Origin of the sequence: Kribbella sp. NPDC059898 (assembly GCF_042730855.1) — a bacterium.
Classification (GTDB): Bacteria; Actinomycetota; Actinomycetes; order Propionibacteriales; family Kribbellaceae; genus Kribbella.
The window spans coordinates 1-11900 of sequence record NZ_JBHWKR010000019.1 but is presented as its reverse complement, the minus strand read 5'-3'; the positions used below and the strand labels follow the sequence as shown (position 1 = coordinate 11900).

At 70.9% G+C, this 11900-nt stretch carries 14 protein-coding genes; 9 read left to right on the top strand and 5 right to left on the bottom strand.

The annotated features are described in order from the left end of the window. The first annotated feature begins 209 nt into the window (after positions 1-209). Complete coding sequence (locus ACFV9C_RS38910) at positions 210-1400, top strand: PucR family transcriptional regulator (RefSeq protein ID WP_380201951.1); 1191 nt, start codon at positions 210-212, stop codon at positions 1398-1400. On the opposite strand, the gene ACFV9C_RS38905 is transcribed toward ACFV9C_RS38910, so the two are convergent. Further along, complete coding sequence (locus ACFV9C_RS38905; protein WP_380201949.1) at positions 1401-1586, bottom strand: hypothetical protein; 186 nt, start codon at positions 1584-1586, stop codon at positions 1401-1403. It lies immediately after the preceding gene. A gap of 102 nt (positions 1587-1688) precedes the next feature. Between ACFV9C_RS38905 and ACFV9C_RS38900 the strand changes: the two genes are divergently transcribed. Next, positions 1689-2543 (top strand): helix-turn-helix transcriptional regulator, encoded by an 855-nt coding sequence (locus tag ACFV9C_RS38900; RefSeq protein ID WP_380201947.1) that lies wholly within the window; start codon positions 1689-1691, stop codon positions 2541-2543. Here ACFV9C_RS38900 and ACFV9C_RS38895 read toward each other — a convergent pair. Next, positions 2459-3613, bottom strand: coding sequence for an MFS transporter (locus tag ACFV9C_RS38895; protein ID WP_380201945.1), 1155 nt, complete (start codon positions 3611-3613; stop codon positions 2459-2461). The genes ACFV9C_RS38900 and ACFV9C_RS38895 overlap by 85 nt on opposite strands. Positions 3614-3724: 111 nt before the next feature. On the opposite strand from ACFV9C_RS38895, the gene ACFV9C_RS38890 reads away from it, so the two are divergent. Genes ACFV9C_RS38890 through ACFV9C_RS38870 form a run of 5 tightly spaced genes read left to right on the top strand, consistent with a single transcriptional unit; the run spans position 3725 to position 6894 of the window. Continuing rightward, positions 3725-4483, top strand: a complete 759-nt coding sequence (locus ACFV9C_RS38890) for an ABC transporter ATP-binding protein (RefSeq protein ID WP_380201943.1) — start codon at positions 3725-3727, stop codon at positions 4481-4483. Then, positions 4480-5238 carry an ABC transporter permease gene (locus ACFV9C_RS38885; RefSeq protein WP_380201941.1) on the top strand — a complete coding sequence of 253 codons (759 nt, stop codon included), beginning with the start codon at positions 4480-4482 and terminating at the stop codon, positions 5236-5238. The genes ACFV9C_RS38890 and ACFV9C_RS38885 overlap by 4 nt, the downstream gene beginning before the upstream one ends. Before the next feature lie 14 nt (positions 5239-5252). Continuing rightward, on the top strand, positions 5253-6029 hold the full coding sequence (locus tag ACFV9C_RS38880; protein WP_380201939.1) for a MerR family transcriptional regulator: 777 nt from the start codon (positions 5253-5255) through the stop codon (positions 6027-6029). A 58-nt stretch (positions 6030-6087) separates the two neighbouring features. Next, positions 6088-6549 (top strand): MarR family winged helix-turn-helix transcriptional regulator, encoded by a 462-nt coding sequence (locus ACFV9C_RS38875; protein WP_380201937.1) that lies wholly within the window; start codon positions 6088-6090, stop codon positions 6547-6549. Between the two features lie 6 nt (positions 6550-6555). Beyond that, a complete protein-coding gene (locus ACFV9C_RS38870) occupies positions 6556-6894 on the top strand; it encodes a hypothetical protein (protein WP_380201935.1) in 339 nt (112 codons plus the stop codon). 31 nt (positions 6895-6925) lie between these two features. Here ACFV9C_RS38870 and ACFV9C_RS38865 read toward each other — a convergent pair whose 3' ends face one another. Continuing rightward, positions 6926-7744, bottom strand: a complete 819-nt coding sequence (locus ACFV9C_RS38865) for an NADPH-dependent oxidoreductase (RefSeq protein ID WP_380201933.1) — start codon at positions 7742-7744, stop codon at positions 6926-6928. 115 nt (positions 7745-7859) lie between these two features. Between ACFV9C_RS38865 and ACFV9C_RS38860 the strand changes: the two genes are divergently transcribed. Both ACFV9C_RS38860 and ACFV9C_RS38855 read left to right on the top strand, forming a co-directional pair. Then, positions 7860-8429, top strand: a complete 570-nt coding sequence (locus tag ACFV9C_RS38860) for a response regulator transcription factor (RefSeq protein ID WP_380201931.1) — start codon at positions 7860-7862, stop codon at positions 8427-8429. Then, positions 8426-9334 (top strand): tetratricopeptide repeat protein, encoded by a 909-nt coding sequence (locus tag ACFV9C_RS38855; protein WP_380201929.1) that lies wholly within the window; start codon positions 8426-8428, stop codon positions 9332-9334. The genes ACFV9C_RS38860 and ACFV9C_RS38855 overlap by 4 nt, the downstream gene beginning before the upstream one ends. Positions 9335-9429: 95 nt before the next feature. Here ACFV9C_RS38855 and ACFV9C_RS38850 read toward each other — a convergent pair whose 3' ends face one another. Both ACFV9C_RS38850 and ACFV9C_RS38845 read right to left on the bottom strand, forming a co-directional pair. Continuing rightward, on the bottom strand, positions 9430-11421 hold the full coding sequence (locus tag ACFV9C_RS38850; RefSeq protein ID WP_380201927.1) for a M1 family aminopeptidase: 1992 nt from the start codon (positions 11419-11421) through the stop codon (positions 9430-9432). Continuing rightward, positions 11391-11900, bottom strand: a 510-nt coding sequence (locus ACFV9C_RS38845) for a hypothetical protein (protein ID WP_380201925.1), incomplete at its 5' end; no start/stop codon positions are given. The genes ACFV9C_RS38850 and ACFV9C_RS38845, both read right to left, overlap by 31 nt.

Below are 11900 nucleotides of genomic sequence, written 5' to 3'. Positions count from 1 at the left end.
GTTGCCCAAGGCATCGGCCCGGGTGCCGGGCCGGCCGCCGCGGTACGCCGGGAACGTGCCGGACGCTACCGCCGGGCCGCGACGCCGGCGGCGGATCGCCCGGGTCTTTGTCCGAAGCGACCGACCGGGTTGTCCGAACCGCCAGCGAACCGCCGCTGCATCGGACGCGGGTCGGTGTTAGGACGCCGCCGGTGTGCTGAGATGAGGACATGACCGACACCGAGCCGGACCTCGCGCAGCTCGCGGCCTGGGCCGAGGGGCAGCTGCCCGAGCTCGCCGAGAACGCCTGTACGGCGATCGTCGCCAAGATGCCGTTCTACCGGACCGGCGCGGTGGTCTCCATCGCGGACCTGCGGCGCTCGGTCGGGCACAACCTGCGCTTCCTGGTCGGCGCGATCCGGGAGCCGCAGGCCCCGCTGGACCTGGACGCGCCGCGGGAGACCGGCCGCCGCCGGGCGCAGCAGTCGGCGCCGCTGCCCGAAGTACTGCAGGCGTACCGGATCAGCTTCGCGACGCTCTGGGACGCGCTGCTCGCGCACGCCAAGGAGACCGGTGAGCAGTCCGCGTCGGACGCGTTGCTGTCGGCGGCGAGCCTGATCTGGCAGGTGACCGACGAACACGCGCTCGCCGTCACCGAGGCGTACCGGGCTGCCACCGCCGAGCTGATGCTGGCCCGGCAGCGGCGCCGGGCCGCGCTGGTCGAGGCGCTGCTGACCGGTCAGCCGGGGCCGGACGGCGGTCCGTGGGAGGCCGCGTCGCTGCTCGGCCTTCCGCCCGGCGGGCAACTGCTCGTCGTCGCGGCGGAGACCCGCGCGCTGGCGGCGGAAAGCCTGCCAGGGATCGAACGGCGGCTGTCCGAGCGTGGCGTGGTCTCGGGCTGGCGGCTCACCCCGGCGCTGCAGCTGGGCCTGGTCGCGATCGCCGCCGGCCAGGAAGAACTCGTCCTGGCGCTGCTCCGCGAGGGCGTCAGCGCCCGGACCGGCGTGAGCCCGCTGTACTCGAACCTGTCCGACACGCCGCGGGCGCTCCAGCTCGCCCGAACGGCGATGGCGACGGTCCCGGTCGGTCGTGCCGAGGTACGCCGGTTCGACCCGAGCCCGCTGGCCGCGCTGATCGCGATCGACCCGAACGAGGGCCGCCGGATCGCCGAGGCCGTCCTGGGCAGCGTGCTCGCGCTCCCGGCCGACGACCGTACGGTCCTGCTCGACACGCTCCACGAGTACCTGAACCACGACGGCTCGGCGGAACACGCGGCGCGCGCCCTGCACTGCCACGCGAACACCGTCCGCTACCGTCTCCGCCGGCTGCAGGAGCTCACCGGCAGGACGCTCTCGGACCCGCACGACGCCGCGGAGCTGGCCAGCGCGTGGTACGCCGTACAGCTCAGTCCGAGCCGCTGATCAGTCGTCCTCCAACGCCTTCGCGGCACCCTCCAGATTCTCCAGGCCGGACTCCAGCGCGTCCGTCGAGGTCGGGTCCTCGGTCTCGCTCGTCTCCGCGGCGGCCAGCTCCCCGGCCGCGTCGTCGGCCACGACGCTCGGGTCGGTGGTGACCGCCGCTACCTCGCCACTCGGATCTCGCACCATCGTTCGAGACTAGCGAGCCGGCGTGCGCCGTGGACAGCAGTTGTCAGGTTCGACAGGAACCTCTGTGGAATAGGCCGCCCGGCCCCGGCTGTTCTTGCGTTCATGGCGGATTCTCGGCGTACAGCGGCCCGGTTCGACCTCGGTCAGCTCAATCACCACATCCTCGGCAGGCGCGAGACGTTGAGCGTTCCCGGACCCCAGTGGTTCCTGGTCCTCGACGGTACGGCGTACCTCGAGACGGCGAGCGGGAGTACGCCGCTCGCGGCCGGGGACGCGGCCTGGGTGGACGCGCGGACCGCCTTCGCGATCGGGACCGACGACGGCGCCAAACTCGCGATCGGGGATCTGCGCGTGGTGGTCGCGACGCAGCCGGTGCCGAGTCCGCTGCTGGTCCGCGGGTTCGCCGGCCGGCACGCGGGGGTCGCCGACCTGGTCCGCGGCTGTCCGCTGGACGGGGTCTGCCGCGCGACGGTGTTCGCGGACGGGTACGGCACGCTGATCGGTGCCGCGATGACGCAGTCCTGGCAGCAGGACCAGGGGCCAGTCACCGAGGCGGGCGACCCGCTCGTGGCGCGGGTACTGGAGGCGGTGGTCGCGGACCCGGCGACCAAGTGGAGCGTGGAGTCGCTCGCGAGTCTCGTCCACCTGTCCCGGTCCGCGCTCAGCGCCCGCTTCCAGAAGGCGCTCGGCCGCAGCCCGGTCCGGATGCTCCGCGAGGTCCGGATGGGCGAGGCACGACGGCTGCTGTCCGACCCGTACCTCCCGGTCGAGGCGGTCGCCTCCCGCTGCGGCTACGGCTCGATCGCCGCCTTCAGCCGCGCTTTCACCGCCGACCACGGCGCCTCCCCGCAGTCCTGGCGATCCGACGTACTTCAGGACGGACGCAGTACGGCGAAACCGATCCCGCTGAGTACCGCGCAGACCGCGCCGACCGTGAGCGCCGCCGCGACGCCGTGACCGTCGACGACCGCCCCACCGACCGCCGCACCCACCGTGATCGCGGTCTGGAACGCCGTCACCTGCAGGCTCATCGCGGACTCGGTGTGTTCCCGCTCGGCCCGCGCCACCCAGAGCTGGGTCGCGACCGGGATCATGCTGAACGCGATCCCCCAGCACACCACGCCGACCACCAGCATCGGCACGCCCACGGCGTACCCGGTGACCGCAAGGCTCGCGGACAGCAACAGCGGCGCGACCGCCGACGCCACCCGCAACCGGCTCGCCAACGCACCGGCCGCGAGGTTCCCCAGCAATCCGCCGAATCCCCACGCGAGCAACAACCAGGCCGAGTCCCCCGGCGTCACCCGCATGATCGCCAGCCGGATGTACGGATACGCGACGAAGTTCCCCAACGCGGCGAGCACGATCATCACCAGACCCGCGATCAGCAACGGATTCCGCAACGCGCTGCGCATCATCACGAGCCCCGCCGACGGATGCGCCGGCACCGCCGGGAACACCGCCACCAGGAACCCCAGGCTCAGCACGGTGACCCCGGCCGCCACCCCGAACACAACGCGCCACCCCACGCTGTCCGCCCCGACCGACGCCAGCGGTATCGCGACGATCGTCGCGACGCTGACTCCGACCGACAAGCTGGTCGACACCAGCCGCTCCCGACCGGGCATCGCCTGGACGCCGGCACCGAACGCGAACGACCAGTAGCCGGCGATCGCGACCCCGAGCACCAGCCGGCTCAACAACACAACGACAAACGCGGGTGCGAGGGCCACCGCCAGATCCGACACCGCGGCCGCCGCGAGCAGCCCGATCAGCACCAGCCGGCGGTCCGTCCGCGGCAACACCACGGCGATGGACGGCGCCGTGATCGCACCGGCGATCGCGGTGGCGGCGACCGCCAGCCCTGCCGTCCCCTCGGAGACACCGAGGTCGGCGGCCATCCGCGGCAGCACGCTGGCCGGCAGGAACTCGCTCGCCACCAGCAGGCAGATCCCGAGATCGAGAGCAGTCAAAGACAACAGTCCGGTACGGCGCACCGCCGCGCGGGACGTAGTAGGAGAAGACACCCTCCAAGCCTCGCGACTGGAGCCGCCGCGCGCTTGATCGGCTGTCGCGTGCGCTTGATCGGAAGCGTTGCCTTGACCTTGACGCAGGGTCAACCCTTCATCCTGATCGCCATGAGCACAGATTCGGCCATCCGGGTGCAAGGACTGCAGAAGTCCTACGGCAAACAGGCGGTCCTGCGCGGCGTGGACTTCGAGGTGGCGCGGGGCAGCATCTTCGCGCTGCTCGGCTCCAACGGCGCCGGGAAGACCACCACGATCAGGATCCTCGCGACCCTGTTGAAGGCAGACGCGGGCACGGCCACGGTGAACGGCTTCGACGTCGCGGCGCAGGCGAACGACGTCCGGGACTCGATCAGTCTGACCGGGCAGTTCGCCGCGGTCGACGAGATCCTCACCGGCCGGGAGAACCTCGTCCTGGTGGCCAAACTGCGGCACCTTCCCGACCCGGGCAAGGTCGCGGACGACCTGCTGGCGCGGTTCTCGCTGACGGAGGCGGGTGCCCGCCGGGTCGCGACGTACTCGGGCGGCATGCGGCGCCGGCTGGACATCGCGATGAGCCTGCTCGGGGACTCGCCGGTGATCTTCCTCGACGAGCCGACGGCCGGCCTCGACCCCGAGGCGCGGATCGAGGTGTGGCAGCTGGTCAAGGAGCTGGCCGGCTCCGGTACGACGGTGCTGCTGACCACGCAGTACCTCGACGAGGCCGAGCAACTGGCGGACCGGATCGCGATCCTGCACCAGGGCCGGATCATCGCGAACGGCACCCTGGCCGAACTCAAGCAGCTGCTGCCGCCCGCGAAGGTCGAGTACGTCGAGAAGCAGCCGACGCTCGAGGAGATCTTCCTGGCCATCATTGGAGACAAGCGATGAACCGGTACTTCCTCAGCGACACCACCGCGCTGACGGTGCGGACGCTGCGGCACATCACCCGCAGCCTGGACACCATCATCACGACCGTCCTGACCCCGGTCGCGCTGATGCTGATGTTCGTCTACGTGTTCGGCGGCGCGATCAACACCGGGGCGAAGTACATCAACTTCATGCTGCCGGGCATCCTGCTGATCACGATCGCGTCCGGCATCTCCTACACCGCGTTCCGGCTGTTCATGGACCTGAAGAGCGGGATCCTCGAGCGTTTCCAGTCGATGCCGATCGCCCGGTCGGGCCTGCTCTGGGCGCACGTCGTCACGTCGATGGTCGCCAACCTGATCGCGCTGGTGATCGTGGTCGGCGTCGCGCTGCTGATGGGCTTCCGGTCGGGCGCGGGCGTACTGGCCTGGCTCGCGGTGGCCGGCATTCTGCTGCTGTCGACGTTGGCGCTGACCTGGCTCGCGGTGATCCCCGGGCTGACCGCGAGTTCGGTGGAGAGCGCGGGCGCCTTCGCGTACCCGCTGATCTTCCTGCCGTTCGTGAGCTCGGCGTTCGTGCCCACGCAGACCATGCCCGGGCCGGTGCGGTGGTTCGCCGAGCACCAGCCGGTGACGTCGATCGTCGACACGATCCGGGCGCTGTTCGCCCAGCAGCCGGTCGGCAACGCCATCTGGACGGCGTTGGCGTGGTGCGTCGGCGTACTCGTGGTGGCGTACGTCCTGGCGATGATGGCCTATCGACGGAAGGCCGCCTGAGGCAGGCTGGACCCATGCTCACCATCAGCCAGCTGGCCGCGTACGCCGGGGTGACGGTGCGTGCCGTGCGCCACTACCACAAGATCGGGCTGCTGCCGGAGCCCGGCCGCGACCGCTCCGGGTACCGGTCGTACAACTCCGCCGCCGTCGTCCGGCTGATCCGCATCCACACGCTCGCCGAGGCCGGCGTACCGCTGGCCCGGGTGCAGGAGCTGCTCGACGCGGCCCCGGAGGAGTTCGAGGACGGCGTACACCGGATCGACAAGGACCTGCGGGCGGAGATCCGGCGGTTGCAGGACAGTCGCCGGCGGCTCGCCAAGCTGGCCGCCGGCGACCACCTCGCGCTCCCGCAGAGCGTGGTGGGCTACCTCGACCGGCTGCGGAGTGACGGCATCAGCGAGCGCTACATCGAGATGGAACGCGACGCCTGGATCATGATCGCCGCCCAGGTGCCCGACGTCATCGACGCCGTGATCGCGGCGAAGCACGAGCAGCTGGAGGACCCTGACACACGCAAGCTCTACAGCCTGGTGAGCGAGGCGGTCGACCACGACGGCGACGAGGCCTTGCTGATGGAGATCGCCGACATCCTCGAACGCCTGTACATCCGCGCGGCCGCGGCCAGCCAGCTCGGTGAGGAGCCGTTCGACGACCGGCTCGTCGAGCTGCTGGACGCCGTGATGATCGAGTCCGCTCCCGAATCCGCGCGGCTGCTCGCGATCATGGAGGAGCGCGGCTGGAAGGGCTGGACCCGGATCGAGCAGGTCCCGGACAGAGTCGTCCGCGGCTGACCGTGGCGTTAGCCAACTCACTAACCGTTAGTGCACTAACTATTGCTATTCTCGACCTGTGACCACCGAACAGGCGCTGCCGGAGAACCCGTTGGCGCTCGAGCACCAGGTGTGTTTCGCGCTGGCGATCGCCGCCCGGAGCGTGATCGCGCTGTACCGTCCCGTGCTCGAGCCGCTGGGGCTGACGCACCCGCAGTACCTCGTGATGCTCGCGCTCTGGGAGTTCGAACCGGTCTCGGTCAAGGATCTGTCCGGGATGCTCCAGCTCGAGCCCGCGACGCTGTCCCCGCTGCTCAAGCGGCTCGAGAGCGCCGGGCTGCTGCGACGCGACCGCGACACCCGCGACGAGCGCTCGCTCGCGGTCTCGCTCACCGACCAGGGCCGGGCACTGCGCAACGACGCGCTGAAGGTCCCGCCGGCCGTCGTCGCCCGGCTCGGCCTGGACGTCGGCGAGCTGATGGAGCTCCACGAACGCCTGACCCACGTCATCGCCGCCGCACGCGACGCCACCACGAAGTGAGGATTGATGGAAGAGGCACCGTACGCCGACCAGCGACCACAAACCCGGCGGACGATCCGCCGCCGCACCCCGAAGCCGATGAACATCGAGACCGTCCAGCGCTGGGTCGTCTCGGCGGTCCTCTTCCACGTCGGCACTGTCCCCGCCGTCACGCTCGCCGTATACAGCATCGGCGTCTCGCACGACAACTTCGGCAAGGGCGTCGGCCTGTGGATCATGTCCGGCGTGATCGGCGTCATGACCGCGGTCGGCATCCTGGCCATCCACCGCAAGAGCCCGCTCTCGCTCTGGCCCCTGCTCGGCATCCTTCCGACCGCGGTGACCGGCTTCTACATCTTCCGGTAGCGGGTGGCAGTGAGGGCTGCGGTGAGGGCTTTCAGCGCAGCTCGAAGCCGCGGGTCCTGAGTGCCTCCCGGAGGTGCTCACGACCCTTCAGGCCGGCGACGGTCCCGAACCGGGCGACCACCCGGTCGATCCAGCCGGCCGGCAGCCCGGCCTCGGCGTAGAAGGCGTTCAGCACCCCTTCGTACGTCGTCACCTGTGCCGCCTGCGGTTCGAGTTCGTACTGCTCATGGTGCAGGACCGTCTGCTGCGGGAGCCGGGGCTTCACCGTGCTCGTGCCGAGTTCATCGGGATGGCCAACGGTGAGGCCGAACACCGGGAACACGTTCGGCGGCAGCGCCAGTTCCGCGGCGACGTCCAGGGGCCGGTTCCGGATCGCGCCGACGAACACCGTCCCGAGCCCCAGCGACTCCGCGGCCAGCGCCGCGTTCTGCGCCGCCAGCGCGACGTCGACGAACGCGAGCAGCGCCGCTTCGACGAAGTCGGCGGCCTCGGCGGTCCCGGCTCCGAGCTCGGTCGTGATCTGCCGGGCCCGGGCGAGATCGGCCAGCCAGACCAGGAACAGCGGGGCCTGGGCGATGAAGTCCTGCTCGCCGGCGAGCCCCGCCAGCCGGGCACGTCGTTCCTGATCGCGGACAGCGACCACGCTCCAGAGCTGGAGGTTCCCCGAGGTCGGCGCCGACTGCGCCGCCGCGACAAGTGCCGTCAGCGTGTCGTCGGGCACCGGATCCGGCCGGTACGCCCGCACCGACCGGTGACCGAGCTGCTGTGCGAGTACGTCGCTCCACGCGGTCGGCGGTTCGAACGGCGTCCCCGCGCCGTACCGCAGTCGATAGGCGTCATCCAGCGTCATCGCGGCTCCGTTCCTCGAGGGTCCTGCCTCTATTGAGCCCTAAGTCAACCGATCGAGTGGACAATGCCCACATGGTGACCAGTGCTGTTCGATCGTTCGAATAGACTCTGCTGCCGTGCGCATTCTGGTACTGCATCGCGAGGGTGAGGCCAGAGCTGGGGCAGTCTCGGCTCTGCGGGCGGCCGGGTTCGAGGCGGCGGCCGTGGGTGATCGGGCCGCGGCGGAGCAGGCGCTCGCGGGTGCGGCGTACGACGGTCTGGTGGCGGACGATGTCGCGCTGGTGAGTGCGCTGCGGCAGGGCGGGGAGACGATTCCGGCGCTCGTGCTGAGCGCGGAAGGCGACGGCGCGGCGCTCGTGCAGTACGGCGCGGACGATTACCTGGTTTGGCCGGTGGATCCAGCGGAGATAGTCGAGCGGGTGCGCAGCATGTGCCGCGCGCCGGTGGCCGCTCCGGTTCCAGGGGCGCGGCGGTTCGCGGTCGACGGTGCGGAGTACGCAGTACTCGAACTGCTGCTGCGGACGCCGGGCGCGGTGGTGACGCGTGCGCGGCTCGAGCGTGAGTGCGGCGCCGGCGTCGACGAGGTCGTCGAGCGGCTCCGGGCCCGGGTCGGTGACGCGCTCCGGATCGAGGCGGTCCGGGGCATCGGGTTTCGGGTGCACGAGACGGAGGCGGGGCGGCGATGAACGACGCGGGCAAGGCGCGCGGGTGGTTCCGGCGACGGCGGGACGCGCGGGTCGCGGCGAACCTCGGCGTACGGCAGGCGGAGATTTCCACGCTCGGGCTCGACTACGACGGTGCGCTGAACAGGTTCGACGACCTGGTCGCGGCGGACCGGGTCGCGGAGGCGTTCGACTTCGCCGAGCAGGCGCGGCACAGCCTGGACGCCGGCACCCGGGGCGCCGGCGAGCTGATGATGTCGCTGCTCGAGCTGACTCAGCAACGTCTCCAGGACGCCGCGGCAACGCTGGACCGCGCACTCGCGCTGGCTGGCCCCCAGGCGGAACCGGACGTCGCACTACGCCGCGCCCAGCTCCTCCTGCACCTCGACCGCGAGCCCGAGGCCGTCGAGCAACTGCAGCGCGCGCTCGAGAACCCGAGTACCCGCCGAATGACCCAGGCGGCGATCGCTCTCGGCCGGATGACCGCCGACCAGGGCAACGACACCGAGGCGGAGCTCTACCTCCTGCTCGCGTACGACTCGGGACACGCACCGTCCGTCCTGTCCGCGGCACTCGACCTCGGCAAGCTCAAGGAACGCGCCGGCCTCCCGTACGACGCCCGGACGTTCTACGAGGCCGCCGCCGACTCGACCGCGCCGTCCGAGTCCCGCGAGGCCCGGATGCGACTCGGCGTCCTCCTGCTCAACCTCGGCGACCACGACCGCTCCCGCGCCCTGCTCGAAGAACTCGCGGCCGACGAGGACCTGGAAACAGCGACGATGGCCGCCATCAACCTCGCCGCCCTGCACCGCGAACGACGCGAATGGCCGGACGCCATCCGCTGGCTCACCCTCGCCACCAAGTCCCCCATCCCCCACCTCAGCCTGATGGCCAACCAACTCCTCACCGAAGCCCAAGCGTCCAACTGACCTCGCCGTGCCCGCAACCGCGAGTCGTGGATAGAGGTCGCCGGGCACGGCGTGTCGCCCGCCGAGTCCCACGACTCGACGGCTGGGTTGGCACCTCAGGTGCTGCGGGCCGTCGCGGCGCGGCGGGCTGTTTCTTCCTGGTCTTGGAGGGCCTGGGCCAGGACGGGGGGTGCGGCGGTGGCGAGTTCGCGGACGTCGTCCAGGAAGGCGAGGTCGGCGGTGGTTGGGAAGGCGTAGCGGGCTACGCGGGCGGCGGTGAACCAGTCTGTCGTGTGGGCGAAGGGGATGAGACGCTCCAGGAAGTGCGGCGCATGGGCGGTGTTGTGGCGTGGGTGCCAGAGGGCTGCGCCGAAGGTTCGCAGTACGGCCGCCGGTACGCCGGGGGTTGTGAGCAGGAGGTCTAGCGCGGCGGTCTTCGCCGCCGTGGTGGGGATGGCCGCGCGTGCTGCGGCTGCTTGCCAGTGGGCGTCCGGGTCGGGGTCTCGGGTTTGCTCGGCGTCGATGCGGTCGGTGCCGGCCGCGCCGAGGGCGACGAGGCGGGTGAGGAGGCGCCAGCGGATCGGCTGGGGTAGGTCGGCGGTCGTCAGGAGTGAGTCGACGAGGGCCAGTTGGTCTGCGGTTCCGGCGCAGTCCGCCAGGGCCTCGACCAGGACGAGGTGGGACGGGTCGAGGGCGGAGGTGATGGCGGTGGCCAGGTGGTGTTCTAGGGCTGGTCGTTGGGTGGGTTTGGCGTAGATGGTTGCTTCGGTGGCGAGGTTGGTCAGGGCTTTGAGGTGGATGGGGTCCGGTTCTGTGGTCACCGCGGCGGTTACGTAGGTGAAGACGTCGGATGCCGGGAGGTGGCCGGTGAGCAGGAGGCCTCGGAGGGTACGGCGGGCCGTGTGGCGGGCGATCGGGTCCTTCAGCTCGGCGCCGGATGTGACCAGGGTGCGGATCGATTCGGCGTCGGGGCGCAGCAGGGCGTACGTCGTGTCGCGGTCGTCGAGCAGCAGCAGGCCGGAGCCGTCGAGCGGGAGCTCGGTGCGGTGCTCGGTGATCGTGAGGTCGATCCGGTCGAGCTCGGCGAGGGGCGTACCGCCGTACCTGCCGATCGAGATGGTGTGCGGGCGGAGTACGCCGTCCTGGATGAGTACGCCGTCTTCGAGGGACAGGGTGTTGATGCCGCTGGACTCCAGCCAGACTCTCGACCAGGCGGTGAGGTCTGTTGGGGTGAAGGGCTGGACGGCGGCGAGGAGGGCGGGGAGGCTGCCGTTCGCGCCGGCGTTTTGGGCGAAGTACTTGCGGAGGCCTTCGAAGAAGGCGGCTTCGCCGACGACGGAGACGAGTTGGCGGAGTACGGCCGCGCCTTTGGCGTAGGTGATCGCGTCGAAGTTCGCTTCGGTGGTGGCGATGTCGGGGATCGGGCGGCTGACCGCGTGGGTCGAGGACAGTAGGTCGGCGTCGGCGGCGCGTTCCTTCTCGAGGGCGGTTGCTACCGACCAGGTCTGGTCCAGGACGCCGAGTTCGGCGGCGGCCCAGAGGGCGGCCCAGTCGGCGAAGGACTCGCTCAGCCAGAGGCCGTCCCACCACTGCGGCGTCACCAGGTTGCCGAACCACATGTGGGACATCTCGTGCAGGAGGACGAGTGAGCGGCGGCGGCGTTGTTCGGCGGTCGGCTCGGAGCGGTAGAGGACCTGGTCGTTCCAGGTCACGCAGCCGTGGTTCTCCATCGCGCCCGGCTGGTCGGGGAGGAACACGTGGTCGTACGAGTCACCGTCGAACGCGACGCCGAACGCGTCTTCGAACAGCTCCAGAGCCCGGCCGCTGAGGTCGAAGATCTCGTCGGCGTTCGCCTCCAGCGCCTCCGCCAGCGAACGACGCGCGAAGAGCGCCATCCGCCCGGACCGCACAACGTGGAACGGTCCGGCGCACACAGCTGTCGCGTACGTCGGCAGCCGCGGCGTCGGCGGAAACCTCCACACCGCGGCGTCCCCGTCCTCGACAACCTCGGTCTCCCGCTGGTTGCTCACGCAGTACCAATCCAACGGCACCCGCACCTCGAACGCGAACGTCGCCTTCAAGTCCGGCTGATCAAAACAAGCAAACACCCGCCGAGCATCGAACGGCTGAAACTGCGTCCACACATACACCCCCTCACCACCACGGTCAGCAGGTCCGGTGACACCACCGCGCCGACAACCTCCGTCCCGCCCCGCGGCGCCCACACCAGCCTCACCACCAGCACCACCGCACCCACCACCTCCGCCCCGCCCCGCGGCGCCCACACCAGCCTCACCACCAGCACCACCCCGCCCACCACCTCCGCCCCGCCCCGCGGCGCCCACACCAGCCTCACCACCAGCACCACCCCGCCCACCACCTCCGCCCCGCCCCGCGGCGCCCACACCAGCCTCACCACCAGCACCACCGCGCCCACCACCTGCGCCCCGCCCCGCGGCGCCCACACCAGCCTCACCACCAGCACCACCCCGCCCACCACCTCCGCCCCGCCCCGCGGCGCCCACACCAGCCTCACCACCAGCACCACCCCGCCCACCACCTCCGCCCCGCCCCGCGGCGCCCACAC

Bases quoted from the DNA above. Each gene is read 5' to 3' on its own strand.
- ACFV9C_RS38910 (WP_380201951.1), top strand. From the start codon at position 210: ATGACCGACACCGAGCCGGACCTCGCGCAGCTCGCGGCCTGGGCCGAG.
- ACFV9C_RS38905 (WP_380201949.1), bottom strand. From the start codon at position 1,586: ATGGTGCGAGATCCGAGTGGCGAGGTAGCGGCGGTCACCACCGACCCG.
- ACFV9C_RS38900 (WP_380201947.1), top strand. From the start codon at position 1,689: ATGGCGGATTCTCGGCGTACAGCGGCCCGGTTCGACCTCGGTCAGCTC.
- ACFV9C_RS38890 (WP_380201943.1), top strand. From the start codon at position 3,725: ATGAGCACAGATTCGGCCATCCGGGTGCAAGGACTGCAGAAGTCCTAC.
- ACFV9C_RS38885 (WP_380201941.1), top strand. From the start codon at position 4,480: ATGAACCGGTACTTCCTCAGCGACACCACCGCGCTGACGGTGCGGACG.
- ACFV9C_RS38880 (WP_380201939.1), top strand. From the start codon at position 5,253: ATGCTCACCATCAGCCAGCTGGCCGCGTACGCCGGGGTGACGGTGCGT.
- ACFV9C_RS38870 (WP_380201935.1), top strand. From the start codon at position 6,556: ATGGAAGAGGCACCGTACGCCGACCAGCGACCACAAACCCGGCGGACG.
- ACFV9C_RS38865 (WP_380201933.1), bottom strand. From the start codon at position 7,744: ATGACGCTGGATGACGCCTATCGACTGCGGTACGGCGCGGGGACGCCG.
- ACFV9C_RS38855 (WP_380201929.1), top strand. From the start codon at position 8,426: ATGAACGACGCGGGCAAGGCGCGCGGGTGGTTCCGGCGACGGCGGGAC.